Source organism: Streptomyces sp. NPDC007346 (genome assembly GCF_040703535.1).
Classification (GTDB): Bacteria; Actinomycetota; Actinomycetes; order Streptomycetales; family Streptomycetaceae; genus Streptomyces.
This window is the reverse complement of record NZ_JBEYKR010000100.1, coordinates 1-26,796: the sequence shown is the minus strand read 5'-3', so window position 1 is coordinate 26,796 and position 26,796 is coordinate 1. Positions and strand designations below refer to the sequence as shown.

At 72.4% G+C, this 26,796-nt stretch carries 31 protein-coding genes, 1 tRNA gene and 2 pseudogenes; 14 read left to right on the top strand and 20 right to left on the bottom strand.

From position 1 onward, the window contains the following. Positions 1-273: 273 nt before the first annotated feature. The 5 genes and pseudogenes from AB0917_RS23610 to AB0917_RS23590 all read right to left on the bottom strand — a co-directional run bounded on the left by AB0917_RS23610 (position 274) and on the right by AB0917_RS23590 (position 2,405). Positions 274-483, bottom strand: coding sequence for a DUF397 domain-containing protein (locus AB0917_RS23610; protein ID WP_366821614.1), 210 nt, complete (start codon positions 481-483; stop codon positions 274-276). A gap of 81 nt (positions 484-564) precedes the next feature. After that, positions 565-1,041, bottom strand: a pseudogene (locus tag AB0917_RS23605) (UTRA domain-containing protein); the annotation flags it as partial. Between the two features lie 38 nt (positions 1,042-1,079). After that, positions 1,080-1,233, bottom strand: a pseudogene (locus tag AB0917_RS23600) (tetratricopeptide repeat protein); the annotation flags it as partial. Between the two features lie 126 nt (positions 1,234-1,359). Beyond that, on the bottom strand, positions 1,360-1,569 hold the full coding sequence (locus AB0917_RS23595) for a DUF397 domain-containing protein (RefSeq protein ID WP_366821612.1): 210 nt from the start codon (positions 1,567-1,569) through the stop codon (positions 1,360-1,362). Next, the gene (locus AB0917_RS23590) at positions 1,566-2,405 is read right to left on the bottom strand and encodes a helix-turn-helix transcriptional regulator (protein WP_366821611.1); all 840 of its coding nucleotides are present in this window, start codon (positions 2,403-2,405) and stop codon (positions 1,566-1,568) included. The genes AB0917_RS23595 and AB0917_RS23590 overlap by 4 nt, the downstream gene beginning before the upstream one ends. Before the next feature lie 107 nt (positions 2,406-2,512). Between AB0917_RS23590 and AB0917_RS23585 the strand changes: the two genes are divergently transcribed. From AB0917_RS23585 to AB0917_RS23565, 5 genes are read left to right on the top strand one after another with little or no spacing between them, the layout of a single operon-like run. Beyond that, entirely contained in the window at positions 2,513-2,773 is a 261-nt protein-coding gene (locus AB0917_RS23585; RefSeq protein ID WP_366821610.1) for a hypothetical protein, read from the top strand. Further along, the gene (locus AB0917_RS23580) at positions 2,770-3,078 is read left to right on the top strand and encodes a hypothetical protein (RefSeq protein WP_366821609.1); all 309 of its coding nucleotides are present in this window, start codon (positions 2,770-2,772) and stop codon (positions 3,076-3,078) included. Before AB0917_RS23585 ends, AB0917_RS23580 begins: the two co-directional genes overlap by 4 nt. Beyond that, positions 3,075-3,452 carry a hypothetical protein gene (locus AB0917_RS23575; protein ID WP_366821608.1) on the top strand — a complete coding sequence of 126 codons (378 nt, stop codon included), beginning with the start codon at positions 3,075-3,077 and terminating at the stop codon, positions 3,450-3,452. The genes AB0917_RS23580 and AB0917_RS23575 overlap by 4 nt, the downstream gene beginning before the upstream one ends. A 35-nt stretch (positions 3,453-3,487) precedes the next feature. Further along, entirely contained in the window at positions 3,488-3,922 is a 435-nt protein-coding gene (locus AB0917_RS23570; RefSeq protein ID WP_366821607.1) for a hypothetical protein, read from the top strand. Further along, complete coding sequence (locus AB0917_RS23565) at positions 3,919-4,317, top strand: hypothetical protein (RefSeq protein WP_366821606.1); 399 nt, start codon at positions 3,919-3,921, stop codon at positions 4,315-4,317. Before AB0917_RS23570 ends, AB0917_RS23565 begins: the two co-directional genes overlap by 4 nt. Positions 4,318-4,378: 61 nt before the next feature. Here the strand turns inward: AB0917_RS23565 and AB0917_RS23560 are convergent, their stop codons facing one another. Continuing rightward, positions 4,379-5,233, bottom strand: coding sequence for an NAD(P)H-binding protein (locus AB0917_RS23560; protein ID WP_366821605.1), 855 nt, complete (start codon positions 5,231-5,233; stop codon positions 4,379-4,381). Between the two features lie 113 nt (positions 5,234-5,346). On the opposite strand from AB0917_RS23560, the gene AB0917_RS23555 reads away from it, so the two are divergent. Then, positions 5,347-5,946 carry a TetR/AcrR family transcriptional regulator gene (locus tag AB0917_RS23555; protein WP_366821604.1) on the top strand — a complete coding sequence of 200 codons (600 nt, stop codon included), beginning with the start codon at positions 5,347-5,349 and terminating at the stop codon, positions 5,944-5,946. Between the two features lie 56 nt (positions 5,947-6,002). Here AB0917_RS23555 and AB0917_RS23550 read toward each other — a convergent pair whose 3' ends face one another. Then, the gene (locus AB0917_RS23550; RefSeq protein WP_366821603.1) at positions 6,003-6,212 is read right to left on the bottom strand and encodes a hypothetical protein; all 210 of its coding nucleotides are present in this window, start codon (positions 6,210-6,212) and stop codon (positions 6,003-6,005) included. An 81-nt stretch (positions 6,213-6,293) separates the two neighbouring features. Between AB0917_RS23550 and AB0917_RS23545 the strand changes: the two genes are divergently transcribed. Then, a complete protein-coding gene (locus tag AB0917_RS23545; protein ID WP_366821602.1) occupies positions 6,294-7,271 on the top strand; it encodes a helix-turn-helix domain-containing protein in 978 nt (325 codons plus the stop codon). Between the two features lie 36 nt (positions 7,272-7,307). Here AB0917_RS23545 and AB0917_RS23540 read toward each other — a convergent pair whose 3' ends face one another. The 9 genes from AB0917_RS23540 to AB0917_RS23500 form a co-directional block, all read right to left on the bottom strand. After that, entirely contained in the window at positions 7,308-8,045 is a 738-nt protein-coding gene (locus AB0917_RS23540) for a D-Ala-D-Ala carboxypeptidase family metallohydrolase (protein WP_366821601.1), read from the bottom strand. 206 nt (positions 8,046-8,251) lie between these two features. Then, positions 8,252-8,890: a peptide deformylase gene (gene def / locus AB0917_RS23535; protein WP_366821600.1), complete on the bottom strand. Its 639-nt coding sequence runs from the start codon at positions 8,888-8,890 to the stop codon at positions 8,252-8,254. A gap of 120 nt (positions 8,891-9,010) precedes the next feature. Continuing rightward, a complete protein-coding gene (locus AB0917_RS23530) occupies positions 9,011-10,006 on the bottom strand; it encodes a hypothetical protein (protein WP_366821599.1) in 996 nt (331 codons plus the stop codon). 92 nt (positions 10,007-10,098) lie between these two features. Beyond that, on the bottom strand, positions 10,099-11,349 hold the full coding sequence (locus AB0917_RS23525; RefSeq protein WP_366821598.1) for a metal-dependent phosphohydrolase: 1,251 nt from the start codon (positions 11,347-11,349) through the stop codon (positions 10,099-10,101). A gap of 65 nt (positions 11,350-11,414) precedes the next feature. After that, positions 11,415-12,794 carry an HD-GYP domain-containing protein gene (locus AB0917_RS23520; protein ID WP_366821597.1) on the bottom strand — a complete coding sequence of 460 codons (1,380 nt, stop codon included), beginning with the start codon at positions 12,792-12,794 and terminating at the stop codon, positions 11,415-11,417. Positions 12,795-12,915: 121 nt separating this feature from the next. After that, a complete protein-coding gene (gene rsrA / locus AB0917_RS23515; RefSeq protein ID WP_366821596.1) occupies positions 12,916-13,293 on the bottom strand; it encodes a mycothiol system anti-sigma-R factor in 378 nt (125 codons plus the stop codon). Further along, positions 13,290-13,946 (bottom strand): sigma-70 family RNA polymerase sigma factor, encoded by a 657-nt coding sequence (locus AB0917_RS23510; protein ID WP_030113626.1) that lies wholly within the window; start codon positions 13,944-13,946, stop codon positions 13,290-13,292. The genes rsrA and AB0917_RS23510 overlap by 4 nt, the downstream gene beginning before the upstream one ends. Positions 13,947-14,330: 384 nt before the next feature. Beyond that, positions 14,331-14,981, bottom strand: a complete 651-nt coding sequence (locus tag AB0917_RS23505; RefSeq protein ID WP_366821595.1) for an alpha/beta family hydrolase — start codon at positions 14,979-14,981, stop codon at positions 14,331-14,333. Between the two features lie 154 nt (positions 14,982-15,135). After that, positions 15,136-15,951, bottom strand: coding sequence for an SOS response-associated peptidase (locus tag AB0917_RS23500; protein WP_366821594.1), 816 nt, complete (start codon positions 15,949-15,951; stop codon positions 15,136-15,138). A 53-nt stretch (positions 15,952-16,004) separates the two neighbouring features. Between AB0917_RS23500 and AB0917_RS23495 the strand changes: the two genes are divergently transcribed. From AB0917_RS23495 to AB0917_RS23480, 4 genes are all read left to right on the top strand, one after another. Continuing rightward, positions 16,005-16,718, top strand: coding sequence for a M50 family metallopeptidase (locus AB0917_RS23495; protein WP_366821593.1), 714 nt, complete (start codon positions 16,005-16,007; stop codon positions 16,716-16,718). Positions 16,719-16,872: 154 nt separating this feature from the next. Beyond that, a complete protein-coding gene (gene aroA / locus AB0917_RS23490) occupies positions 16,873-18,225 on the top strand; it encodes a 3-phosphoshikimate 1-carboxyvinyltransferase (RefSeq protein ID WP_366821592.1) in 1,353 nt (450 codons plus the stop codon). 3 nt (positions 18,226-18,228) lie between these two features. Further along, complete coding sequence (rsgA, locus tag AB0917_RS23485) at positions 18,229-19,245, top strand: ribosome small subunit-dependent GTPase A (RefSeq protein ID WP_366821591.1); 1,017 nt, start codon at positions 18,229-18,231, stop codon at positions 19,243-19,245. A gap of 129 nt (positions 19,246-19,374) precedes the next feature. Continuing rightward, the gene (locus AB0917_RS23480) at positions 19,375-19,698 is read left to right on the top strand and encodes a multidrug efflux SMR transporter (protein ID WP_366821590.1); all 324 of its coding nucleotides are present in this window, start codon (positions 19,375-19,377) and stop codon (positions 19,696-19,698) included. Here the strand turns inward: AB0917_RS23480 and AB0917_RS23475 are convergent. Further along, positions 19,590-20,213, bottom strand: a complete 624-nt coding sequence (locus AB0917_RS23475; RefSeq protein ID WP_366821588.1) for a TetR/AcrR family transcriptional regulator — start codon at positions 20,211-20,213, stop codon at positions 19,590-19,592. The genes AB0917_RS23480 and AB0917_RS23475 overlap by 109 nt on opposite strands. A 212-nt stretch (positions 20,214-20,425) precedes the next feature. Between AB0917_RS23475 and hisN the strand changes: the two genes are divergently transcribed. Further along, on the top strand, positions 20,426-21,262 hold the full coding sequence (hisN, locus tag AB0917_RS23470; protein WP_366821587.1) for a histidinol-phosphatase: 837 nt from the start codon (positions 20,426-20,428) through the stop codon (positions 21,260-21,262). A gap of 176 nt (positions 21,263-21,438) precedes the next feature. Next, positions 21,439-21,846, top strand: a complete 408-nt coding sequence (locus AB0917_RS23465; protein ID WP_366821586.1) for a CBS domain-containing protein — start codon at positions 21,439-21,441, stop codon at positions 21,844-21,846. A 63-nt stretch (positions 21,847-21,909) separates the two neighbouring features. On the opposite strand, the gene AB0917_RS23460 is transcribed toward AB0917_RS23465, so the two are convergent. After that, positions 21,910-23,379 carry a catalase gene (locus AB0917_RS23460; protein WP_366821613.1) on the bottom strand — a complete coding sequence of 490 codons (1,470 nt, stop codon included), beginning with the start codon at positions 23,377-23,379 and terminating at the stop codon, positions 21,910-21,912. 146 nt (positions 23,380-23,525) lie between these two features. Here AB0917_RS23460 and AB0917_RS23455 point away from each other — a divergent pair, with 146 nt between their 5' ends. Next, complete coding sequence (locus tag AB0917_RS23455) at positions 23,526-23,945, top strand: Fur family transcriptional regulator (RefSeq protein WP_366821585.1); 420 nt, start codon at positions 23,526-23,528, stop codon at positions 23,943-23,945. Between the two features lie 162 nt (positions 23,946-24,107). Here the strand turns inward: AB0917_RS23455 and AB0917_RS23450 are convergent. Beyond that, positions 24,108-24,181 (bottom strand) — tRNA-Met (locus AB0917_RS23450). A 129-nt stretch (positions 24,182-24,310) separates the two neighbouring features. Continuing rightward, positions 24,311-26,563: a tetratricopeptide repeat protein gene (locus AB0917_RS23445; RefSeq protein WP_366821584.1), complete on the bottom strand. Its 2,253-nt coding sequence runs from the start codon at positions 26,561-26,563 to the stop codon at positions 24,311-24,313. Positions 26,564-26,796: the final 233 nt, after the last annotated feature.

Here is a 26,796-nt window from a genome sequence, read left to right as displayed (position 1 = left end):
CACCGTGCCCGGCACGGTGGGGCGGCGCTGGGCTGTCGGGCCGGACGGTGTCGACCGTTGCGGCCGGGAGACCGGCACAACACGCTGCTGGACGCCGCCCGCCCGTACCGAACCGCCACCGTGGACGAGACCCGCACCCGCGCGGCCGGTCTCGCGGCGACGGCCCGCAGGAAGCCGGCGGACCGGGGTACGAGATCGACAGCGCGCTCTCCGGGCAGCGACGCGCCCCACCATGCGCGGGGCAGAGTGGGGCGGTGCTCAGAACTGGGCGGGTCAGGCGGCTTCGAACGCCCCGGCCCGCACGCCCGCGACGAACGCCGAGAACGCGGCCGTACGGACGTCGACCACCGGGCCGTCCGCAACCTTGGAGTCACGGACCGGGACGAGGTCGCGGGAGGCGGCGAGGTTGGCGGCCACCTCGACGCAGGCACCGCCGTTCGAGCTGTACGAGGACGTGAACCAACGGGGGGATTCGGTCTTCACGGGGTGCCCTTTCCGTAGCAGGAAGTCCCACCATGGGCGACCCGGTGAGGCGGGCGCCAGAGGGCCTCCCGGGGGCTGCCAGGCGTCGAAGTCGTACTCCAGCACGTAGGCCGCCGCGTCCAGGACCATCTCGTTCACCTCGACGGCCCGCCCCTCCTCTGCGAAGGCGGTCCGGCAGATGAGCATGACGGGCGTGCCCGCCGGAAGACTCAGCCTCGTCGCCTCCTCCGGCAGAGGCATGCGGGAACGGATCTCCTCCCTGAAGTGGACCGGCTTGTGGCCCAGTTCGGCCAGCCGCGCGTAGATCCCTCCCGGCCCGGTGTCCTGCCGGGTGATGGCCGAGCCCGCGACCAGAGACGCGGGGAGGTACGACGTCGCCAGAAGCACCGGCGTGCCGTTCAACACGAACCTCCGGCTCCTGATCCACACGCGCTCCCCTTCCCCTGGGCCGAGCACCCTCGCCGCGCTTTCCGAGGCCGTCCCCTCCCGAACCTGGACCTCGTCCACCACCAGGTCCCGGTCCCCGAGGTCCGCTTGCCAGACAGAGCGTCCACGTCCCTCTGTCCGTCATGCCGGAGACCGTTCGGGCCGGACGGTTGCCCGAGCCCGTGCAGTTCTTCGTCGATCGCCATGCAACCCGTGAGGCAGCGCAGATCCGACGCCGCCGACATCATCGCCCTGCGTACGTCGTCGGGCCCGCCGGTCCGCAGGAACGGCACAACCCGTGTTCACCACAAACGCAGCGGCGAGCGCGACCGAGAACAGGGCGACTCCCAGCACGCCAGACGGGACGGAGCCATGTCCGGCCTCCGGTCGTACCCGGACAGCAGGACGCCCCACCACGCTGCAAGCGGTGGGGCGTCCTGGGTCGACTCGTCAGACGGTGCCGAGCTTCCCGTCCTGGACGCCCGCAACGAACGCGGAGAACGCGGCCGCACGGACGTCGACCACCGGACCGTCCACGACCTTGGAGTCACGGACCGGGACGATGCCCTGCGAGGCGACCAGGTTGGCGGCCACCTCGACGCAGGCACCGCCGTTCGAGCTGTACGAGGACGTGAACCAACGGGGGGATTCGGTCTTCACGGAGTGCCCTTTCGCAACTTGCTGATCTTGGCCGCAGACGCCGCCTTCGACAGCGACTCGCCCTGGAGTTGATGGTAGGTCGTGAACATGGGTGCCACCACCGATGTTTCGCGCTCCACATACCCCTGCGCCTGCGATTCGGCGTACGCGACGATGGACCGGTCGGCCATGGTCAGCAGGTAAACCGGCAGGTCGAACGCCCTGCGCTCGCCGAGGCTGAACGGCGCCACCTGGATGATCCAGTTGGGCCGCGCGGACATCTCCTCCAGCCGTCGGAGCTGGGCGTTCATGACCTCCGGACCGCCGACGGCCTGATGGAGGCAGCTCTCGTCCATGACGACGAACACCATGGGCGGCTGCGACCGCACCAGCGCTTCCTGCCGCTGCGCCAGGAACTCGACGCGCTGATCCGCCTGTTCGTAGGTGATGGACCCGCGTTCCACGTCCCCGTAGGCCACGGCCCGCGCGTAGTCCGGCGTCTGTAACAGCCCAGGAACGAGGCCGACCTCGAACAGCCTGATCTCCACCGCCCGGCCCTCGTACCCCACGTACTCCGGGAAGCCCTCCAGCAGCGAGCCGTTCCGCAGCTCCATGTACTCGCGCTCGAACGAGTCGTCCGTGCCGGTCGTACCAAATGCCAGGTCAGACTTCCTCGAAAAGCGAAGAGTCGGCGGCTTGCGAACAGTTTCCACAGCAGAGATGTGCTGACTGGAGTACCCGATCTTCGGGGCCAGCACGTCCTGCGTCCACCCCCGCTCCTCCCGGAACTTGCGGATACGCGCCCCGAAGGCCGCCTGCGGGCTGCTGGCGGGGTTCAGCTCCTTGATGTTGGCCATGGCCGTGCTCCCAACTCTTCCTTCAGGTTCCCTCAGTTGAAGGGCTTCTCACGGTAGGTCACTCTGAATCGCCCCGGTAGCCATTCAGCTACAGAGAGGAGCGATAGGTGTACGGCGTGAACGCTCGTCCGAATACTGAGGGACCTCCTGAACTCCCCGCCCCCGGAACCCTCCTGGTGGACACCAGCCGCAGCAACCGCGTGGGTGAGTTCCGAGGGGTCGCCGGCCTCTACTGGTCGCTGCGGCCCATGGGCGGCGGCGCGGAGTGGGAGGTCGAGCCCCGGCACGTACGGCCCGCGCTTCCCATAGAGCAGCTGCGGGCCCGTACCGCACGGGCCAACGCCCGCAGTCGGGGGGACGTGCTGTGAGCAGCCCCCTCACCCGGTTACGGGTTCGGCTCGCCCTCGTCCTCGGTGCCGCCGAGATCCACCTGCGGCTCCGGCTCCCCCGGCTCACCTGGGCGCTCACCCGGCCGCGCCCGCCCGAATCTCCCTTCGGCGAACTCGTACGCATCGAGTCAGACCCGGCCTACCGGGCCCTGTTCCGCGCCGAGTTGGACGCGGCGCTCGAAGACCGGTTGGCGACCCGCACCGCCGCCGTGGAGGAGATCGAGGCGGCGGCCGACCGGCTCCGGGCCCTGCTGCGGCCCGGCGACCACGAGCGGGCCGCGTGAGGCGCGTGGGTTACGCCGCCGAGGTCACCGTGTCGGACGGGCAGCGGTTCGCCTCGCTCGGCGGTGTCACCGTACGCAACCGGCGCCTCGCCCTCCTCTGGCTCCGGCGGCAGGCCCTCCGTCTCGCCGACGGGCACGGGAAGGCCGTGGACGGTACGTCGCTGCGGCTGCCCACCGCCGACGTACGGCCCGTCCTCTTCCACGGCTCCGACGCACCCGAAGGGCTGCGGTTCTGGGCCACCGACCACCACCGCCAGGACGACGCCATACGGGCCCTGGAAGCGGGCTTTCCCGTCCAGTTCACCGTCCTCGACCCGGCCGTCGGGCTCAGCCTCACCCTCGCCGGATGGCACTCCTCCCCGGCCGCCCACTAGGCACCCGCAGGCCCCCTCCACGGAAGAGACCCCACGTGCTGCAATGCACCGCCGTGACCCGGGTCCCCCTCAGCGACGCGCTGACCGCCCTCGTCACCATGTCCGGCGGACCCGACACCCCGCCCGACGACTTCACCTTCGACCACTACGTCCTGTGCGAACTCGGCGAGCACGACACCCACACCGAACACGCCGCACTCCTCTGCCCGGCCGACGCACCCGACCGCCCCGCCCTCTGGTTCCGCTGGACCGGCACCGACACCGACCGCACCCACCGCATCCGGACCATGCCCTGGTGTCCCGCCGCCCTCCGCAACCTCGACACCGACGCCCTACTGCGGTGCTCCTTCTTCGACCACCACCCCACCGGCCACTCCTGGGACGTCACCGACCCCCTCGCGGACCTCGTCGCCGGACCGCACACCACCGACGACACCACCGACGACTCACGGGGACGGCCCCACCCATGAACCAGTGCACCGCCCTCGCCCTCCTCCCGCCCCCCGACCATCTCCTCGCCCTCTCTCCCCCCGGACACCGGCCCGAAGCCGGCCACGTGCTCTGCGAACTCGGCGAGGACCACGACGACCAGCACGCCGCCATGCTCTGGGACGAAGGCGGACGCCCCGGAAGCGCCGTCTGGGTCCGGTGGAAAGGCTCCGGGCGCGCCCGGCTCACCTCGTGCCCCTGGTGCCCCGCGCTCGACACCCGTGACGAAGCATGCGAACTCTTCGCCGACCACCCCCGCGCCCACAGCTGGGACATCACCGACCCCACCGACGAAGCCATCACCCGGCACCTCGCCGGGCACCACCCCCACCTGTTCCCCGAGCACCGGGACGGATACGGGAGCGGCGGGATCTAGGGGGTGTCCGCGCTCGCGGACGGCCGCAGAGGCCGGGCAGCCTGGAGCCGGAGGTTCAGCCTCAGGTGGCGGTGTAAGCTGCAAGCCGGTCGGCGACGGTGCGGGGCTCGCGGCCGAGCAGTTCGGCCAGCAGGGGGCCGGCCTCGGCGAAGCTGCCCGCGCGGGCAGCCTGGTACCAGGTGAGCATGAGCCGGGCCACCTGCTCCGGCACCCCGGTCGTGATCTGGTCGGCGACCCACTGTTCGTCGTCCAGGACGACGCGCCTGACAGAGCGGCCGGTGAGACCGGAGGCGATCTCGGCGACATCGTGGAAGGTGAGGGCGGTCGGCGCGGTGAGGGTGACGGGGCCGTCGAAGGAGCGGTCACCGGCGAGCATGACCGCGGTGGCCTCGGCTATGTCGGCACGGTCGGTGTACGGTACGGGGCCGTCCTCCGGCTGGGCGATCACGCCGGTCCGCCGCCACGGGCCGAGCACCTGATCGAGCGGGCCGTAGGCGCCGTTGCGCAGTGCGGTCCAGGCGACGCCCGAGTCGTCGAGAAGTGCCTCGGTGGCGATGTGGATGTCGGACGGCCGGTACGGGTTGCCGGGGACGGCGCCCTGCTGGCTCGTGTAGAGGATGCGCCGGGCGCCGGCCGCGACCGCTGCTTCGATGGCATGGCGGTGCAGGCCGACCATGTTGGCCGCCGGGTCGTTGCCGGACACCAGAAGGACCTGCTCGGCACCGGCGAAGGAGTCCCGTAGCGCGGCCGGGTCCTCGTAGGTGCCCTGCCGTACGCGTACGCCGCGGTCGGCGAAGTGCTGCGCCTTGGCGGTGTCGCGGACGCTGACGCCGATCCGGTCGGCGGGCACGCGCTTGAGGAGGTGCTCGACGGTGGTGCCGCCCAGCCCACCGGTGGCGCCAGTCACAACGATCATGTTCTCGGCCTCTCGGATCTTAAGTTGACCACATGGGTCAGTTTCGCTTCCGACTACGACCGTAGGTAAACTGACCACATGAGTCAACTTGTGTCGACGGGCAGGAAGGGACGGTGAGCGCGGTGCCTTCGGGACCCCGGCTGCGGGCCGACGCCCGGCGCAACTCCGAGCAGATCCGCTCCGCCGCGATCGGCGCCTTCCAGGGGCAGGGCCTGACGGTGCCGCTGGAGGAGGTCGCCAAGGCGGCGGGGGTGAGCAAGGCCACGATCTTCAACCGGTTCGGCGGGCGGATCGGCCTCATCGAAGCGGTCATCGAAGAGCTCGTGGCGAGTGAGCTGTCCGCCGTCATCGACCGGGCTCGGGCCATCGCTGACGCGGGCGAGCGGATCACGTACTACCTCACCGCGCTCCGCGACCTCCAGTACCGCCAGCCCGCCTTCAACGACGTCCTGTTGCAGACGTATCCGAACTCGCAGCAGCTCATGGAGATCTGCCGGCTCGGGAGCGAGGCCAACGAGGAGCTGATCGCAGCGGCGCGAGCCTGCGGTGTGCTGCGGCCGGAGTTCACGGCGGGCGACCTGCACGCACTCGTCGTCGACAACGCCCTCGCCCTCAAGCACGGCGAGCGGCCGCCCCGCAACGACTACGACCGCCGCACCCTGTACCTCCTGGACGGCATCCGCGGGCGCTCCCCCGCCCCTGGCGGACGGTGACCGCACCCGCGCCCCCGGCGCCGCGCGTCCCCTTGCGGGCCCGTCCCGCTCTGGACCTAGACCTTCGCCCAACTCCCCGCGTCCAGGCGCCCCGTGGCCCGAGCCGACAGCGCGGCGCTCCCCGCTCCCCCGGGCGGCACCTCACCCCGCTCGGCGGCGCGCAACTGGCGGTCGATGCGGTGCTCGTGGACGAAGCCGACAGCGGAGGGGAAGGCGACGAGAGCGAAGAGGGCGGTCACGGTGAGGTAGTCCAAGAAGAGGTTCATGGCTCCACTTTCGCCCGCCCGGACGGATTTGGTCAGTGGCAGCACAGCCATACAGCATCGAATTACTGCCACACTGGTTCCATGCTGAAGAACGTCGCCGTCCTGCTGCTCGACGAGGTCCACCCCTTCGAACTCGGTGTGCTGAGCGAGGTGTTCGGCCTGGATCGCGGTGAAGAGGGGCTGCCGGTCCACGACTTCGCGGTCGTCTCCGCCGAGGGGCCCGAGCTGCGCACCCACGCCGGCTTCACCATCCGTACCGAACACGGCCTGGAGCGGCTGGAGGACGCCGACCTCATCGCCGTACCGGCGGGCAGCAACTTCATGGAGCGGGAGTACCCGGACGAGGTCCTCGAGGCGCTGCGGCGGGCCGTGGAGCGCGGGTCGCGGGTGCTGAGCGTCTGCTCCGGGGCGTACGTCCTGGGGGCGGCGGGGCTGCTGGACGGCCGCCGCTGCACGACGCACTGGCGCCACGCGGCGGAGCTGGCCCGCCGCTTCCCGGAGGCGACCGTGGAGCCGGACGTGCTGTACGTGGACGAGGGCCCGGTGATCACCTCGGCCGGCACCGCCTCCGGGATCGACGCCTGCCTCCACCTGGTCCGCCAGGCGTACGGGCAGGACGCGGCCAACACCATCGCCCGGCGCATGGTGGTGCCGCCGCACCGGGACGGCGGGCAGGCGCAGTACATCAGCCGCCCGTTGCCCCGGAACGCGTGCGACACGGTGGGCTCCACGCTGGCGTGGATGGAGGGCCACCTGGACCAGGAGATGTCGGTGGAGCAGCTGGCGGCGCTGGCCCATATGTCGCCGCGCACCTTCGCCCGCCGCTTCCAGCAGGAGACCGGGACGACCCCGTACCGCTGGCTGCTGCGGCAGCGGGTGCTGCTGGCCCAGCACCTGCTGGAGACCTCGGACCTGACGGTCGACTCGATCGCGGGGCGGACGGGGTTCGGTACGGCGGCGACCCTGCGCCACCAGTTCGTGCGCACGCTCGGCACGACGCCGAACGCCTACCGCCGGACCTTCCGGGGGCCGGCGTCCGCCGTGCCCGACGTCGCCTGAGGGCGGACGCCGGGCACGGCGGACGGCTTCAGCGGATCAGATACCGCACTGGGACGCCGCCCAGTGGCGGTTGGGCCCCTGGTTGACGTGGACGTGGTCACCGTGGCCGGCGTATCCCGGGCCGAGGATGCCCCGGAAGCCGTGGTAGCGGGCCTGCTTGGCCAGGGTGCACAGGGAGTGCGGCGAGACGCCGAGGTCGACCGCGTCGCCGTACATGTGGCGGCTGTTGGAGGCCCCGCCGACCGCCGCGTTGCAGGAGGCGGAGCGGAAGCCGCTGGTGACGCGGATGGACTTGTCGCCGAGCGCGTGGCGCAGCGCCTCCAGCTTCCACATGCTGCTCAGCGCGTTGGCCTTGGCCGTGCCCGCGGCGACCTTGCCGCCCGCCCAGGTGCTGTTGCACTTGTTGAGCTCGGGGTACGTGAAGTGGATCGGGGTGCAGTCGTTGTCCTGGAGCGCGTAGATCTTGGCCTGGGTGGCGGGGCCCGCGACCCCGTCGGCGGCCAGGCCGTAGGCCGCCTGGAACCGCTTGACGGCGGCGGTGGTGGCCGGGCCGTAGGAGCCGTCGATGGCGAGCACCGAGTTGTACCCCGGCCACCCGGCGACCCGGATCTGGAGCTGGGTCACGTCGTTGCCGGTCGCTCCGGACTTGAGCGTGCGGGTCCAGGTGTAGCACCCGTCGGCCTGCGCGGGTCCGGCGGTCAGCACGGCCCCGCCCAGCGCGAAGGTAATGGTCATGACAAGTCCGAGCAGAACGCGTGCGGCGCGTTTCAGCATGGGGCTCCCTCTCGGTCACGGACGCTGTGCAGCGAGCCTGGCCCAGCCGGTCAACGCGCGTCAACTCCCTCCAGGCAAACGGCAGTTAGCTGCCAGATGCAGGGGAGAAACTGCCGAAGCCCGGCACCGGTGTCCGGTGCCGGGCCCCTTCCGTACGGGTACGGCGTCCTGGCGTCCTCAGCCGTTCGGAACGGTCTGGCGCGTCCTCAGTCGTTCGGGACGGTCTCGTAGCGCGGGGTGCCCTCTTCCATCTGCCGCAGCGCGTCCTTGCGGTCGCGCTTGGAGAGCCGGTCGATGTACAGGTAGCCGTACAGGTGGTCCGTCTCGTGCTGGAGGCAGCGCGCGAAGTAGCCGCTGCCCCGCACCTTGATCGGGTTGCCCTTCGCGTCCTGGCCGCGCACCACCGCGTAGTCGGGGCGGGCGAGGGAGGCGTACGCGGTCGGGACCGAGAGGCAGCCCTCGTTGGAGTCGTCCAGCACCCGCGCCTCGGGGGCCAGCTCCTCCAGGACCGGGTTGCAGACCACACCGGTGTGGCGGTTGCCGTCGTCGTCCGGGCAGTCGTAGACGAAGACCTTGAGGTCCACGCCGATCTGGTTGGCCGCCAGGCCCACGCCCTCGGCCGTCTTCTGGCTGGCGAACATGTCGTCGATCAGCTGCGCCAGCTCGTCGCCGAACTCGGTGACGTCCTTGCACTCCTTGTGCAGCACCGGGTTGCCCACGACCGTGATCGGGCGCGACGTACCGCGCTCCCGGTGCGCCGTCTCGCGCTCCTCACAGTCCTCGGTGTCGACGATGAACCCCTCGTCGTCCACGCCGATCCGCCCGTCCGTCTCCTGCTGCGACATGTCCGCCGTACGCCTTCCTGCAAAACCTGAACTCGGTGACCCCGCCGGACCCCGTCGAAACCCGGGAACCACGGGAGGAACAGCACCGCGATCGGTGCGCGTACAGCCTACGGGCAGCGGTCAGCAGACTTCTTCGAGATCCCGCCACTCGCGGCTGTCGGGACTGTCGGCCACCCAGCCGTCCAGCAGCCCGCGCACCAGCCCGGCCGGCGCCGCGAGACCGCACTCGCGCTCGGGAACCCACAGGTCACCGGCGCCCGCCGTGCGGTGGCCCAGCGGTCCCGGGTGGCCCGGCTCGCTGTGGTCGTGCGGGTCCAGGTGCTCCCCGTCGCCCTCGTCGCTCTCCATCCGGCTCTCCGAACAGGCCCGGCACAGCAGCCGTACGGAGGACGACCAGTCCTCGGCGGCGAACCCGGCGTCCGAGGCCAGCTTCTCCAGGGCGTCCCGGTCCTCCTCGGTGGCCGCCTCCAGCAGCACCACCCAGGTCGGCACCGGGGAGGGCGCCCACAGCTCGATCTCGTCGAAGACCGGATACGAGGGCCCGGCGGCGGTGATCCGCTCGCCGTTGGGCACCCCGTCGTGCAGCACGACCTCGCCCCAGCGCCGCCCGGAGGACGGCAGCGGGATGGAGAGGACCTCCATCCGGGCCGGGTCGAGCCGGCGCCCCCAGACCACCTCGGCCTCGCCCTCCGGCGAGAGCCGCACCGCCGCGCTGCCCAGCTCCATGCCGGCCGGCTCGGTGGTGGCCGCGCTGTTCAGCCCGGAGCCGGGCACCTTGAGGCCGTACGCCTGCCAGGCCCGGCGCGCCAGCGGCCAGTCCTGGAGCGCGGTGGCCGCGATGCCGACGTTCCACCAGTCCGGGGCGCCGGCCTCGCGGTCCAGCAGCGCGACCGCCCGCAGGCCCGCCGCGCGCGCCTGCTCCCAGTCGTGCCGGAACTTGTGCAGCAGCGCCAGATTGAACCAGGACTCCGAGAGCCAGGGCTCCAGATCCGCCGCGCGCGTCAGCAGCGCCCCCGCGTCCTCGTACCGGCCGTCGCCGATCAGCGTGAACGCGCGGTCCGTGGCCTGCCGCCAAGAGGCGGACGGCCGATGCCGTACCTTCCCGAAGATCCTCACGATTCCCGCCTGTCCCGACTGGACACCCTCGTTTTCCGCTCTGCTTTCGCATCCAACCATGCCCGGCCGGACGCCCGCTCATTACCCATGGGTTACCCAGCCCCGGCCCGGGTCAGACCGCCCCGGCCGAGGACTCTCGCGAGGGCCTCCACCACCTGCGGCTGGTGGTCGTGCCGGGTGGCGAGCCTGAGCTCCTCCAGCGCCCCCAGCGGCCCGCCGACGCCTTCCCCGCACAGGTCGTCGTATGCGTTGACCGTCCTGACGATCCTGGCGGCGGGCAGTTGTTCCCGGTACGGATCGGCCTGCTGTTCGACCACCGCCGCCACCTGCGGGTCCACCCCGGTCCGGCGGACCACCGCCCCGCCGAGCAGCGCGATCCGGCGCTGCTCGGCGGCGGGCAGCCGGGCGGTGGCCCCGTCCGCGACCGGGTCGAGCAGGGAGAGCTGGCCGATGTCGTGCATCAGGGCCGCGTACTCCAGCACGGTCAGCTGCGACCCCGTGAGCCCCAGCTCCCGCCCCACGGCGGTGGCGAGGACGGCGACCCGGCGGGCGTGGCCGGGCGGGGTGTATCCGGCGACCTCGGTGGCGCGGGCGAGCGAGGCGATGGTCTGCCGGTAGGTCGCGCGGACGTCCGCGTACCGGCGGAAGGAGGCCTGGGTCAGCAGCAGCGGCACACAGAGCACCGGCAGCGCCCACAGCCCGGCGACGGCCACCCCCAGCGCCATCACCACCCCGCTCGCCCCGACCGCGGGCCCGATCCCGGCGAGCGCGCGCAGCTCCTCGCCGAGGAACGGTCCGTACGGGGGCGGGGCCCCGGTGCCGTACGGCAGGGCCCGCGCGCACGCCACGAGGGCGGCGAGCAGCGCGTCGCAGACGGCGGTCAGCGCCAGCAGTGCGAGGAGGAACAGCGCGAAGTACAGCCCGTCGCCGAACCACCGCACCGCCTGCCCGGAGTCGTACAGCGGCTGGAAGCAGACGGCGGCGAACCCCACCGTCAGCACCCGCCGCGCCACCCGGTCCACGTCCGCGCCGCCGCCGCGGCCACCGCCCCGGGCCGGTCGGACCACGGCGGCCACGAGCTGCGCGGCGACGACCACGGCGACCACCTGGAGGGGCCCGTGCCCGGTCGGCTCCCCGGCGCTGTCCCCGAGCAGGGCGTACGCCAGCGCCCCGGCGGCGGCGAGTGGCGCGGGCTCCCGCTCCCCGGGCGCCCCGCCCCGGCGGGCCAGCTCCCCCACGGCGACGAGGAGCCCGAAGGCCAGGGCGTGGCCCGGTCCGGCCAGGCCGTGCAGGAGGGTGTGGGCGAGCGCGGTGAGGGTGAGGGCGAGGGCGGCGGCGCGCACGGCCAGGAGGGCGGGCGGGGTGTGGCCCCTCGGCCGCGTACGGTCCCTCGACGGCGTGAGGCCTCTCACGGGGACCGGTCCGGGGAGGGGCGTGCCGCATGTCTCGCCGGTGGTGGTCCGGCTTCCTCCCGGGCGGTGGGGACCGCCCCCGCCTCGTCCGCCGTCACCGCCGTGTCCGCGCCGCTCCAGCCGTGCCGGTCCACGGCGCGGGCCAGGGCCCGCACCATGCGCGGGTCGAACTGGCTGCCCGCGCACCGCCGCAGCTCTCTCAGGGCGGCGGGCACGGGCCGCCCGCGCCGGTAGGAACGGGTGGAGGTCATGGCGTCGAAGGCGTCGGCGACCGCGACGATCCGGGCGGACTCGGGGATGGCGCCGCCCCGGAGCCCGTACGGATAGCCGGTGCCGTCGAGCCGTTCGTGGTGGTGCAGGATCGCGGCGCGGGCCTGGTCCAGGAAGCCGATGGACCGGACGATCTCGTGCCCGTACTCCGGGTGCAGCTCCATGATCCGGCGCTCGTCGGGGGTGAGCGGGCCGTCCTTGCGCAGCACCCGGGTGGGTACGCCCAGCTTGCCGACGTCGTGGAGGATGCCGGCGAAGCGCAGGGCCTCCAGGCGTCCCTGGTCCATGCCGAGTTCGCGCGCGATCAGCACGGAGGCCCGGCCGACCCGCTCGCTGTGGCCCCGGGTGTAGGTGTCCTTGATGTCGACGGCCTGGACCAGCGCGCGGATGGTGGCCCGGTGGGCGGCGTCCTCGCGGTGGTACTGGGCGAAGACCCAGCAGGAGATGTACATGGGCAGCAGCACGAAGAGCGCGGCGACGGGCCCGTACGGGCTGCGCCACAGCACGGCCATCATCAGCCCGGCGAGCGCGTGCACCAGGTGGGGCCCCACGGCGCGCGGCAGCAGGGTGCGCCAGGAACGGCGTACGGGCCGGCCTTCGGCCGCCGCGAGGATCGCGCAGTCCAGGGCCGTCAGCACCAGGGAGAAGGCGAGGGCCGCCACGGCGGCGGGCAGCAGGGCGTACGGGAGGTCCGGCGCACCGGTGCCCCCGAGGGCGGCGGGTCCGCCGAGGAGCGCGTGGGCCCAGGAGGCGGCGCAGCAGGCGAGGGCGTGCTGTGCGGCCCGCCAGGTCCGCCGGGCCGCGAAGGGCGGCTGGTCCACCCGCCCGGCCAGGGACGCCGCTGCCGCGACCAGCGCGGCGGCCGGGGGCGGCAGCAGGAAGGCGGCGGCGGGCAGCAGGGGGAGGAACGATCCGGCACCGGCCTGGGCGGAGCCCGGGTCGCAGCGGCGGCCGACGGCTTCGCAGAGGAGGCAGAGGGCGGCGAGCAGGCCCGCCGTGCCCCACGGGGTGGCGGCCTCGGGGCGCAGGGCCGGGAGGGCGCAGCAGACGGCGGCGATCACCGCCGCCAGGATGCAGCCACGCGTCGCCGCCGGTGTGCCTCTCACGCCCGCACTCGCCCCTCGCTGGTCGCTGAAGGCGTCACGCTAGTGATTCGGCGGGCTCACCGAGCCGCAACGGGGGTGATTAGCACATTCGGGTGACCGGTCCGGCGACCCTGACCGGCGGCTATTCCCGCGCTGTCGCGGCCTGGTCCGTCCCGGTGACGGTGACGTCGGTGACGGTCACGTCCTGGCCGCCGACGGCGGTGTCCGGGCCGCTGACGATGATGTCCTGCTCGGGCACGGCCTCACCGGCCCTGATCAGGTCGATCCGGCCCATCACCTTGGAGCGCAGGTCGGTCGGGACCTCGTCCTGCCCGCAGCAGCGCTTGACCAGCTTCTTCACGGCCTGTTCCAGGCCGTACTTCTCCAGGCACGGGGAGCACTCCTCGAAGTGCTCCTCGAACTTGGTGCAGTCGCCCTCGGGCATCTCCCGGTCGAGGAACTCGTAGAGATGGTCGAGGACCTCCGAGCAATCCGTCTCGTGCGGCTCTCCGCAGCTCATGAGGCAGAGCCTTTCCGATCGTCCGAATCACCGGCACCGGCCGCGACGAGCCCGCGCTCACGGGCGTAGTCCTCCAGCATGCCGCGCAGCTGACGACGGCCGCGGTGGAGCCGGGACATCACCGTACCGATGGGAGTCCCCATGATGTCCGCGATCTCCTTGTAGGCAAAGCCCTCTACATCGGCGAGATACACGGCGATGCGGAACTCCTCGGGAATCGCCTGGAGCGCCGACTTCACGTCGGAGTCCGGCAGGTGGTCGAGGGCCTGGGACTCGGCCGAGCGCAGACCGGTCGACATGTGCGACTCGGCGCGCGCCAGCTGCCAGTCCTCGATCTCCTCGGCGGCGCTGCGCTGGGGCTCGCGCTGCTTCTTGCGGTACGAGTTGATGAAGGTGTTGGTGAGGATGCGGTACATCCACGCCTTGAGGTTCGTGCCCTCACGGAACTGGTGGAAGGAGCCGTACGCCTTGGCGTAGGTCTCCTGGACCAGGTCCTCGGCATCGGCGGGGTTGCGCGTCATGCGCAGCGCCGCCGAGTACATCTGGTCGAGAAAGCCGAGGGCGTCCCGCTCGAAGCGCGCGTTGCGCTCGGCGGTCGTCTCCGGTGCACGGCCGTCGTCGGTCCCTGTGTCGGTCCCTGTGACCGGACCCACCTCCTCCAACGATGTGGCGGAGCCGAAACCGGACCCGCTCGCCTCGGAGAATAGTCGACCTTGCTTGGCGGCGGGCTGTCGATCAGCTCCGCCCAGGGACCGCTCGTGGGTGGTCCTCGCTGCGGGCAGCACGGTCCACTCCAGGTCAGCGGCGTTCGGGCGACTGGGGCAGATGGTCGAACCCATGCGACGGACTCCCTCTCACGTACGACGTCGTTGTACCGATGTCCCCAACAACAGCACCCCCTCACGCGGCATTCCCGTGGGGCGGCGGTGGCCCGGGGGCGGGGCTTCGGTCAGCCGGCGTGAGGCTTCGGTCACCTGAGGCCGGGGGCGGGGCTTCGGTCAGCCGAGGCCGGGCGCGAGGCTTCGGTCAGCCGGCGCTCACCCGAGGGCGGCGAGCCACTTCGTCACCGCGCCGGTCAGGATCTCCATCGTCTCGGCCTCGCTCAGCCCCGACCTCTTCGGTACGGCGAAGCCGTGGTCGCCGTACGGCACCTCCGCCAGCTCGTACGGGCCGGGCGGGAACTCCTCCGGCCGCCCGAACGGGTCGTTGCCGCCCTGGACCACGAGGGTGGGCACGCCCGTGCCCAGCAGCTCGTCCGCCCGGGACTTCTCGGGCTTGCCCGGGGGGTGCAGCGGGAAGCTGAGCGCCAGGACGGCCGCCGCGCCCAGCTCGGTGGCGGTCCGGCAGGCGACCCGGGCCCCGGCGCTGCGGCCCGCGGAGACCACCGGCGGCCCGGGGGCGGCCAGGGCGGGCCACAGCCCGCGCCAGCCGGTGTCCAGGGTCTTCGGGGCCGGGGCCACCTTCTTGCCGGCCACCCGCCAGGGCTGCTCCACCAGGGCGACGGTGACCCCGTGTCCGGGCAGGGCGGCGGCCAGGGCCTTCAGGTCGCGGGCCTCGATGCCGCCGCCCGCCCCGTGGCTCGCGGCCAGTACGAAGCGGGGCCCGGCGGCGGTCGTGGCGGGGAACCAGGTGATCCGGGCCTCACCGGCGTCGGTGGTCACGTTCTGCGTACTACGTTGACGGCTCACGGGGCCATCCTCTCCCTCGGGCTCCCCCGGACGCCCTCAGGACTCCCCCGGATCCCCTCGGGCACTTTCTCTGACTGCCAGGACTCCCCCGGACTCCCTCAGGACTTTCCCTGACTGCCTCAGGACTTCCCTGGACTCCCTCAGAGGGGGCTCCTCAGAAGAGGGTGGCCTCCTCCGGCGCGGCCAGCTCCTCCAGCAGTTCCGGCCCGTTGTTGCGGACGTTGCTGACGGCGGTGGCGACCGGGTAGGCGCGCATCAGCCCGCCGGGCGGCGGCTCCAGCAGCGCGCGGAGCTCGTCCAGGTCGGTGTGCGAGGGGTCCAGCCAGGTGTCCCAGCGGTCCGGGGTGAGCATCAGCGGCATCCGGGGGTGGATGTCGGCGAGCGCGCTCGGGCCCTCGGCGGGGGCGACGCCCAGCGGTGTGGTCTCGGCCTCGGTGGTGATCACCGAGCACGTCACCCACCAGGCGTTCTCGTGGTCGCCGGGGAGGGTCGGGTCGCGCCAGAACTCGTACAGTCCGGCCATCGCGAAGACCGAGCCGTCGGCGGGGGTGACGAAATAGGGCTGCTTGCGCGCCCGCTTCTTGCCCTTCTTCTCCTCCAGCTGCCGTTCCTCGGCGCCGGTGACCCACTCGTAGTAGCCGTCGGCGGGCAGGATGCAGCGGCGCTGGGCGAAGGCGCGGCGGAAGGACGGCTTCTCGTGCACGGTCTCCGCGCGGGCGTTGATCATCCGGGCCGCGCCCTCGGGGGTCTTCGACCAGGAGGGCACGAGCCCCCACTTGAGGGCCCGCAACTGGCGAACCGGACGCTGGTCGTCCGCGTCCTTAACAGGACGCTCCAGAACCGCGTAGACCTCTTTGGTCGGCGCCACGTTCCAGTCCGGCTCCAAGGTCTCGGTGGGTTCCCACTTCTCGACGCCGAAGAGTCCGGTCAGGTCCTCGGGCCCCCGACTCGCTGCATACCGTCCGCACATAAGTGCCAGACTGCCACGACCGCCCGCCCCCACCGCAAGGAGTCGCCCGGCCGATGAACAGCACCGAACTGGGCGATCTGTGGGATCGCCTCACCGGCACCCAGCCCGCGCCCGAGCAGTGGCTGGTGGTGGTGACGGCCGCCCTGGCGCTCGTCGTCGTCGTGCCGAACCCGATATGGCGGATCGCGCGCAACACCATCACCATCGCGCACGAGGGCGGCCACGGCCTGGTGGCCCTGCTCACAGGGCGCCAGCTCTCCGGCATACGGCTGCACTCGGACACCAGCGGACTGACCGTGAGCCGCGGCAAACCGACCGGCATCGGCATGATCCTCACCGCGGCGGCCGGCTACACGGCCCCCTCGCTGCTGGGCCTGGGCGGTGCCTGGCTGCTGACCAACGGCCGGATCACGCTGCTGCTGTGGGTGGCCACGGCGCTGCTCGCCGCGCTGCTGGTGATGATCCGCAACGTGTACGGGGCCCTCACCGTCATCCTGACCGGCACGGTGTTCCTGCTGGTGTCCTGGCTGACCTCGTCGGACGTCCAGTCGGCGTTCGCGTACGCGGTGGTCTGGTTCCTGCTGCTGGGCGGGGTGCGGCCGCCCTTCGAGCTCCAGTCCAAGCGGCGCTTCGGGGGCGCCCCGGACTCCGACGCGGACCAGCTGGCCCGGCTGACCCACGCCCCGGCCGCGCTGTGGCTGTTCCTCTTCCACTCGGTGTCGCTGTGCTCGCTGATCGGCGGCGGACGCTGGCTGCTGGGCTGGTGACACCGCCAGGGGCGTGACCCGGGCCCCAGCGCTCCCCGGCCGGTGGGAGCCGGCCCCCACCGCGCTCCGACCTCCACCACTCTTGCGTTACGGGACGGTTTCCTGCCTTTTGTCGACAATCCAGGCCGGGCACGGAGCCACTAAAGTAATGGCCATGACCGAGAGTTCCGTGCACCCCGCCCTCTGGCCCGCACCCCACGCGAGTGGAGCCGTCGACGCGACCGTCACCGTGCCCGGATCGAAATCGGTCACCAACCGGGCGCTCGTGCTGGCTTCGCTGGCCTCCGAGCCGGGCTGGCTCCGCCGCCCGCTGCGCTCCCGCGACACCCTGCTGATGGCCGAGGCGCTGCGCGCGATGGGCGTCGGCATCGAGGAGACGGTCTCCTCCTCGTCGGCGTCCAGCCCCTCCGCCGCCGCCTCCCCCGACAGCTCCGGCGAGGCCTGGCGGGTCATCCCGGCCGGGCTGCACGGCCCGGCCACCGTCGACGTCGGCAACGCCGGCACCGTCATGCGCTTCCTGCCGCCCGTCGCCACCCTCGCCGACGGGCCGGTCCGCTTCGACGGCGACCCCCGTTCCTACGAGCGTCCGCTGACCGGCGTGATCGAGGGGCTGCGGGCGCTGGGCGCGCGGATCGACGACGACGGGCGCGGCGCGCTGCCGCTGACCGTGCACGGCGGCGGGGCGCTGGACGGCGGCCCGGTGGCGATCGACGCGTCGTCGTCCTCCCAGTTCGTCTCGGCGCTGCTGCTGTCGGCACCGCGCTTCAACCAGGGCGTGGAGGTCCGGCACACCGGCACCACGCTCCCCTCGATGCCGCACATCCGGATGACCGTCGACATGCTGCGGGCCGTCGGCGCGCAGGTGGACGAGCCGGAGACGGGCGGCGAGCCGAACGTGTGGCGGGTCTCCCCCTCCGCGCTGCTCGGCCGGGACCTGACGATCGAGCCGGACCTCTCCAACGCCCAGCCGTTCCTGGCCGCCGCCCTGGTGACCGGGGGCCGGGTCACCATCCCCGACTGGCCCGAGCGGACCACCCAGCCGGGTGACGCGCTGCGCGAGATCTTCACCGCGATGGGTGGCAGCTGCGAGCTGACCGAGCGCGGGCTGACCTTCACCGGCACGGGCCGCGTCCACGGCATCGACGTGGACCTCGGCGAGGTCGGCGAGCTGACCCCGGGCATCGCGGCGGTCGCGGCGCTGGCCGACTCCCCCTCCACGCTGCGCGGCGTCGCCCACCTGCGGCTGCACGAGACGGACCGGCTGGCCGCGCTCACCAAGGAGATCAACGAGCTGGGCGGCGACGTCACGGAGACGGCCGACGGGCTGCACATCCGCCCGCGCCCGCTGCGCGGCGGTGTCTTCCACACGTACGACGACCACCGCATGGCCACCGCCGGGGCGATCATCGGCCTCGCGGTCAAGGGCGTGGAGATCGAGAACGTGGCCACGACCGCCAAGACCCTGCCGGACTTCCCGGACATGTGGACCGGAATGCTCGGGGTCTAGAGCATGCGCCGCTACGGGAAGAACCCCGACGAGGACGACATCCGCGTCCGCCCCAACCGCAAGGGCAACCGGCCGCGTACGCACATCCGGCCCAAGCACGAGGACGCCGAGGACGGCATGGTCCTCACCGTCGACCGGGGGCGGCTCACCTGCCTCGTCGACGGCCGGACCGTGGTGGCGATGAAGGCCCGCGAGCTGGGGCGCAAGGCGGCCGTGGTGGGCGACACCGTCTCCATCGTCGGGGACCTGTCCGGCGAGAAGGACACCCTGGCCCGGATCGTGCGGATCGCCTCGCGCCGTACGGTGCTGCGGCGCACGGCCGACGACGACGACCCGTACGAGCGCGTGGTCGTCGCCAACGCCGACCAGCTGGCGATCGTCACCGCGCTGGCCGACCCGGAGCCGCGCCCGCGCATGATCGACCGCTGTCTGGTGGCGGCGTACGACGGTGGCCTCACCCCGCTGCTGGTGCTGACCAAGTCCGACCTGGCCTCGCCGGACAAGCTGCTGGAGGCGTACACGCCGCTCGGCGTCCCGTACATCGTGACCAACCGCGAGGAGCTGGAGAGCGGCGGCGCGGCGGACCGGGTGCGCGAGCAGCTGGAGGGCAAGATCACCGCCTTCGTCGGCCACTCCGGGGTCGGCAAGACGACGCTGGTCAACGCCCTGGTGCCGAAGGACCGGCGGCGGACCACCGGCATCGTCAACGCGGTCACCGGCCGCGGCCGGCACACCACCACGTCCGCGCTCGCGCTGCCGCTGCCCGACGGCCGCGGCTGGGTCGTCGACACCCCCGGCGTACGGTCGTTCGGACTGCACCACGTCGACCCGTCACGCGTCATCAACGCGTTCCCCGACCTCCAGCCGGGCACCGAGAACTGCCCGCGCGGCTGCACCCACGACGAGAACCAGCCGGAGTGCGCGCTGGACGCCTGGGTGGCCGAGGGGCACGCCGATCCGGCGCGGCTCGACTCCCTGCGCCGGCTGCTCTCGACCCGCGAGCGGCGCGAGGGCGACTGACGCCGACCGGCCTCGATGTGGCCGTATTCGGCCCTTGCGCATCGGTCATGTTTGCGAGTTTCAACAATTGGTAAAGGCATAATCGTCCGTGCGGGACCGGCCCGCCAACTACGCAGGAGGCAACGGACGATGGCATGGCTGATGGTCGTGGTCGCCGGACTGCTGGAGACCGGTTTCGCCGTCTGCCTGAAGCTCTCGCACGGCTTCACCCGGCTCTGGCCGACCGTCGCGTTCGCCGCGTTCGCCCTGGGTAGTTTCGGCCTTCTGACGCTGGCGCTGAAGAAGCTGGACGTGGGGCCCGCGTACGCGGTGTGGACCGGCATCGGCGCGGCCGGGACGGCGATCTACGGCATGGTCTTCCTCGGTGACGTCGTCTCGACGCTGAAGCTGGTGTCGATCTCACTGGTGATCATCGGAGTGATCGGGCTCCAGCTGTCCGGCTCCGCGCACTGACGGGTCGTCCGGCCGGGCGGCGGGGGAACGATCACGCAGGAGAGCGCGAGCCGGAGGGCGATCTCGCAGCGCCCCGCCACCGTCGGGCACGGGGCGGCCGGATGCGACGCGGCCACCACCCGGTCCCTGGCCAGGGCGAGCAGGCGGGCGGGGCCCGGGACGTCGTGGGCCGGGACATCGCGGCTCGGGCGGGGCAGCCCCTCGCCCCAGAGCCCGGTGAGCAACCCCTTGACCAGCGGGTCCTCGCGGGCGGCCCGTACGGTCCAGCGCGCCACGGCGGCCGGGTGCTCCGGCGCGGGAGCCGTCAGCGCGCGGTCCACGCCGGTCAGATAGCCGTCGGCGGCCTGCCGCAGCAGCGCGCCGGCCAGACCGCCCTTGGTGCCGAACTCGTTATAGAGGGTCTGCCGGGAGACACCGGCCAGCGCGGCGACGTCGACCATCCGCACCGTGCGCCAGGGCCGGTCGGCGAGCGCCCTGAGCGCGGCGTCCAGCAGGGCTTCTCGCGCTGTCGGCATCGCCGCCTCCCACGCCCCGGGGCCTGCGGTTCAGAGTTGAGGCGCCCATGGCGGCTGTCAAGGGGCCGCGTACGGTCCGGGTCAACGGGGGCGGGGACCGGGAGCCGAGGTCACGGGCGGCGGGGTCAACGGGGGCCAGGGTCACCGGGGCCGGGGCCACCGGGGCCGGGGGCCGGTGGCCCGTGCCCCGTACGGCTGGATACTGTGACGGCATGCCCGACTACCACGATGATCTGCGCCTCGCCCATGTACTGGCGGACGCCGCCGACGCGGCGACGATGGACCGGTTCAAGGCCCTCGACCTGAAGGTGGAGACCAAGCCGGACATGACGCCGGTGAGCGAGGCCGACAAGGCCGCCGAGGAGCTGATCCGCGGCCACCTGCACCGGGCCCGCCCGCGCGACGCGATTCTGGGCGAGGAGTACGGGGTCGAGGGCACCGGGCCGCGGCGCTGGGTGATCGACCCGATCGACGGCACCAAGAACTACGTACGCGGTGTGCCGGTGTGGGCGACGCTGATCTCGCTGATGGAGGCCGGGGGAGGGGGTACCTCCCGCTCGAGCGGAGCCGAGAGTGGGGGAGGTTTCCAGCCGGTGGTCGGCGTGGTCTCCGCGCCGGCGCTGAACCGGCGCTGGTGGGCGGCGAAGGGCGCGGGCGCGTTCTCCGGACGCAGCCTCACCTCCGCGACCCGCCTGCACGTGTCCAAGGTGGAGACGATCGCGGACTCCTCGTTCGCCTTCTCCTCGCTGAGCGGCTGGGAGGAGCAGGGCCGCCTGGACGGCTTCCTGGACCTGACGCGGGCCTGCTGGCGGACGCGGGGGTACGGCGACTTCTGGCCGTACATGATGGTCGCCGAGGGTTCGGTGGACATCTGCGCGGAGCCGGAGCTCTCGCTCTGGGACATGGCGGCGAACGCGATCATCGTCCAGGAGGCGGGCGGCCGGTTCACCGACCTGGACGGGGCCGACGGCCCCGGCGGCGCCAACGGAGCCGCGTCGAACGGGCTGCTCCACGAAGAGCTGCTGGGCTACCTCAACCAGCGCTACTGACATCCCTGCCGGTCGCCGGGCGCTCGCGGGTGCGGCGCGTGCTCGCGCACTCCCCCGGTATGCGCCCGGCCCACGCCTTGTCGGGCCCGCCCGAGGGTGCAACTCTGAGAGTCCCCCCGCTTGTGAATTTGTGAACCGACTCACAGAGTCGGCTCACCGAGGAGGTGGCTCGTTCCATGCTCGTCCGTGACGCCATGAGCACGGTGGTCCTCACCATCGGCCCCGCCCACACGCTCCGCCAGGCCGCCCGGCTGATGTCGGCCCGCCGCATCGGGGCGGCCGTCGTCCACGACCCGGACACCTACGGGTTCGGGATCATCACCGAGCGCGACATCCTCGACGCGATCGGGTCGGGCCAGGACCCCGACCTGGAGACCGCGTCCGCCCACACCACCACCGACGTGGTGTTCGCCGTCCCGGCCTGGACCCTGGAGGAGGCCGCGGCGGCCATGACGCACGGCGGGTTCCGGCACCTGATCGTGCTGGACGGCACCGGCCCGGTGGGCATCGTGTCGGTGCGCGACATCATCCGCTGCTGGGCGCCCGCCCGTCGCCGTAGCGTGGCGGCCGCCGGGTCGGCGTAGGAACGGCCAATGGGCCGGATCCCCGCGAGGGGAGCCGGCCCACCGTCGACGGCAAGCGTCAGGTCAGCCGCGAAGGGCCTGAACCGCGGTGTCCAGCCGCTTGCCGAAGTCACCGTCCGCCTGGCGGAAGTTGTTGATCGCGCGCTCGGCGATGTCGTCGCGCGAGACCTGGGAGATGAACCCGGCGAGGTTGTCGATCAGCCGGCCCTTCTCGTCCTCGGAGAGGAGCCGGTAGAGGTTTCCGGCCTGCACGAAGTCGTCGTCCTCGGCGTGGACGGGGGCCTCGTGGTTGCCGGTGGCACCGGTGACGGGGACGGACTGCCACAGCGGCCGGTCCGTCTGGAAGGGGCCGCCGAAGCTGTTCGGCTCGTAGTTCTTGGTGCCGTTGTGGCGGCCGTCGTAGAGGTAGCCGTCCCGGCTGTTGGTGCGCGCCTCGGTGGCGTGCGGGCGGTTCACCGGCAGGTGGTCGGCGTTGATGCCGACGCGGTAGCGGTGGGCGTCGCCGTACGCGAAGAGACGGCCCTGGAGCATCTTGTCCGGGGACGGGCCGATGCCCGGCACGAAGTGCGCGGGGCTGAAGATCGACTGCTCGACCTCGGCGAAGACGTTCTCCGGGTTGCGGTTGAGCTCCAGCTTGCCGATCTCGATCGGCGGGTAGTCCGCGTGCGGCCACACCTTGGTGAGGTCGAACGGGTTGAAGCGGTACGTCGCCGCGTCCGCCGCCGGCATGATCTGGACCTGCACCGTCCAGGACGGGAAGTCACCGCGCTCGATCGACTCGCGCAGGTCGCGCTGGTGCGAGTCGGGGTCGACGCCGGAGAGCCGGACGGCCTCCTCGGTGGTGAGGTTCTTGATGCCCTGGTCGGTCTTGAAGTGGTACTTGACCCAGAAGACCTCGCCGGCCTCGTTGTTCCACTGGAAGGTGTGCGAGCCGTACCCGTTCATGTGGCGCAGCGTGGCCGGGATGCCCCGGTCGCCGAAGAGCCAGGTCACCTGGTGCGTCGACTCGGGCGACAGACCCCAGAAGTCCCAGACGTTGTCCGCCTCCTGCGAGCCGGTGTACGGGTCGCGCTTCTGGGTGTGGATGAAGTCGGGGAACTTGATGGCGTCCTTGATGAAGAACACCGGGGTGTTGTTGCCGACGAGGTCGTAGTTGCCCTCTTCGGTGTAGAACTTCAGCGCGAAGCCACGCGGGTCACGCACGGCATCGGCGGAGCCGAGGTTGCCGGCGACGGTGGAGAAGCGCAGGAACGTCTCGGTCTGCTTGCCGACCTCGGAGAGGAACTTCGCCCGGGTCCACTGCGACACGTCGCGGGTCACGGTGAAGGTGCCGTACGCGCCGGCGCCGCGGGCGTGCACGACGCGCTCCGGGATGCGCTCGCGGTTGAAGTGGGCGAGCTTCTCCAGGAGCGCCTGGTCCTGGACGAGAACCGGACCGCCGGCGCCCGCGGTCTCACTGTTCTGGTTGTCGGCTACCGGCGCCCCGGCCTCCGTGGTGAGCGGTCCCTGCGTCACGTGCGCCTCCTGCGTCATGTCCTGTACAGCCATCTGTTTCCTGTACAGCCCTGTCCCTTGGCGAATGCCGGTCTCGATCCTACAATGGACAATGTCTAAGTCAAGTGAACATCCAAAGTCACACCCGATCGGGACTCGGTCCCTCCACTGTTAGGCTGGATTGCATGAGCGACCTGCTGGAACGACTCCGTGGACGCGGCTGGCGCATGACGGCGCAGCGGCGTGTCGTGGCCGAGGTCCTCGACGGGGACCATGTGCACCTGACGGCTGACGAGGTCCACGCGAGGGCCGTCGACAAGCTGCCCGAGATCTCGCGCGCCACCGTCTACAACACCCTCGGTGAGATGGTGTCCCTCGGTGAGGTGCTGGAGGTCTCCACCGATCGCCGCGCCAAGCGGTACGACCCGAACGCGCACCGCCCGCACCACCACCTGATCTGCGGCCAGTGCGGCGCCATCCGTGACGTGCACCCGGCGGGCAACCCGCTCACGGACCTGCCGGCGGAGGAGCGCTACGGCTTCACGGTCTCCGGCGTCGAGGTGACGTACCGAGGGCTCTGTCCGAGCTGCGCCGCTGCTGCCTGAGAGCACCCCTGAGCATGTCGGGCCCGCCTGTCGGACAGGCGGGTCCGGCTTTTTTCGGGGGTACCGACATGGTGTTTCGGGGGTGCCGACAAGGCGTGGGGATGCTGACCGACATGACGAAGGCCCGGATCTCTGGTCGAGATCCGGGCCTTCGTTCTTCAGTAGCGGGGACAGGATTTGAACCTGCGACCTCTGGGTTATGAGCCCAGCGAGCTACCGAGCTGCTCCACCCCGCGTCGGTGAATGCAACATTACGTCAGCAGGTCGAACGGCGCAAATTCATTCACACCGGCCCCGGGGGGCTGGGTTCTGTCGCGCTGCGCGGTCCCGGCGTTACGCGGTTCCGGCCTTACGCGGTCCCGGCCTTACGCGGTGAGCTCCTGGTGCAGCGCGTCGCGCAGCCGTGCCGCCCGCTCGGCCACCTCGGCCGGGCCCAGCTCCACGGCCCGCGCGCACCAGCGCTGGCCCTCGGTGAGCTCGCCCCGGCGGGCGGCGAGCAGGGCCAGGCGCAGCGCGGCCCGGCCGTGACCGTCGTTGGCCGCACGACTCCACCACAGGGCGGCCTCGCGCTCGCTGCCCTCGCGGGCGAGCAGCAGGCCCAGGTTGAAGGCGCCGTTGCGGCTGCCCGCCTCGGCGGCCTCCCGGTACCAGTGGGCGGCGCTCTCCACGTCCCCGCGCGCGGCGGCGAGCATGCCGACCCTGACCTGGGCGCGGCGGTGGCCCTGCTGGGCGGCGCGCTCGTACCACTCCTCGCACTCGGTCTTCTCCGGCATCGGCTCGCCCAGCGCGGGCGGGCCCGGCGGCGGCTGGCGCGCGTCGAGCACCCCGGCCAGCCGGAACGCCGCCTCGGCGCTGCCGCCGCCCGCCGCGCACCGCAGATGGCGCTCGGCCTCCCGGTCCTCGCCGTCGCGCAGCAGGGCCATGGCGACCTGAAGCGCCGCGTCGGTGTGCCCGGCGGCCGCCGCCCGCTGGTACCAGCCCAGCGCCGTACGGTCCTCGTCGCGCCCGGCGTGCAGGATGCCGAGGTTGAAGGCGGCGTCCACGCTGCCCGCCTCGGCCGCCTTGGAGAACCAGGGCTCGGCTCCGGTGTGGTCGCCGGCCTGGAGCAGCAGCACGGCGAGCGCGTTGGCGGCCTCGCGGTGCCCGGCGTAGGCGGCGCGGCGGTACCACTGCTCGGCCTGCGGCGTACGGTCCTGGGCGGCGCAGAGCAGCCCGAGGTTGTACGCGCCGTTCACGTCACCGGCGTCCATGGCGGCCCGGTACCAGCGCTCGGCGGTCTGCTGCTCGCCGCGCGCCGCGTGCAGGGCGCCCAGCGCGTTGGCCGCGTTGCCGTCACCGTCCTGGGCGGCGCGCAGCCACCACACGGCGGCGCTCTCCTCGTCGCCCGCGTCGCGCAGCAGGAAGCCCAGCGCGCAGGCGGCGCGGGCCTCGCCGTCCTTGGCGGCGGTGAGATACCAGCGGCCCGCCTCCTTCAGCTCGCCACGCTGCTCCAGGATCGCGCCGAGGTGCAGGGCGGCGCGGCGGTGGCCCCGGGCGGCGGCCCGGCGGTACCACTGCTCGGCCTCGCCGACCCGGCCCGCCGCCGGACCGGCCACGGGGCTGTCGCCCGCCGGGCCGCTCTTCGCGCCCTTCGTTCCCGTCGCACCCTGCGTACGCCGCGTGCCCGTCGCCGGTGCGGGCACGGGCGCGGGCGCGGCCGGGTCGCCGGGGTAACCGAGGCCGCCGCGGCCGGTGCCCCGGCCCAGGCCGAAGGCCTCGTGCGGGTCCTCGACCGCGTTCCGCTCCAGGGTGCGGGCCAGCCGGTAGGCGGCCTCGCGGTGGCCCTGCTCGGCGGCCGCGCGCAGCCAGCGCTCGGCGCCGATGTCGCCGCGGTGCTCCAGGAGGTCGGCCAGCGCGTAGGCGCCCAGCGCGTGGCCCTGCTCGGCGGACTGGCGCAGCCAGTATTCGGCGCCGGGCTCGTCCCCGCGCTCGCGGAAGTGGCGGCCCAGCGCGTGCGCGGCGGCGGCGGAGCCGGCCACGGCGGCGATGCGCCACCAGCCGGCGGCCTCGTCCGGGTAGCCCCGCTGGTGGAGCAGGACGCCCAGGTTGTTGGCGGCGGCCCGGTCGCCGTCGGCGGTGGCTGCGCGGAGGTAGGTCTCGGCGCCGTCCAGCTCGCCGCGGCGCAGCAGCAGGGCGCCCAGCACGCTCATGGACGCGGTGTCCCCGGCCTCGGCCGCCCGGCGGTGGCGCGCCTCCGCCTCGGCGCTGGCCGCCGCGTCGACGGCGTCCGTGGTGCCCGCGTCGGAGGTGGTCACATCCGAGGCGGGCGCGTCCGAGGTGATCCCGGCCGAAGTGGTCCCGCGCGTGACGCCGGCGGGGCGCACGGCGTCCGCGTGTCCCACCGTCGCGGTGGTCTCGCTCGTGGTACGCCCCCTGCCCCGGGTCGGCGCCTCGACGGCGGGCCCCGCTTCACCGGCGGTGGTGGCGTCCCGTGGTCCGGGTGTGCTCGCGTTCGCTCCGGCCGCCCCGGCGATGACGGCAGCGAAGGCCGCATCTGCCACCTTGTCCGTCTTCTGGCCGCGCCGCTGCACAAACCGCCCTGTCTCCAACAGAGTTGCCCTGTCCCCCATAAATACCATCGTCGCACCACCTGTAACCCGCGTACACCTGGTATATCGCGGCCAGTGAGGTCACTTCAGCGTTTTGTCGACATGCCCACAGAGAGACAAGTCAAACACGTCGGGACCCAACTGGTGCCCAACGAACCGCACTTCACGCCCACAGAACGAGAAAGTCGCGACGGCACGACGAAGGCCCGGATCCCATAGGATCCGGGCCTTCGTTCTTCAGTAGCGGGGACAGGATTTGAACC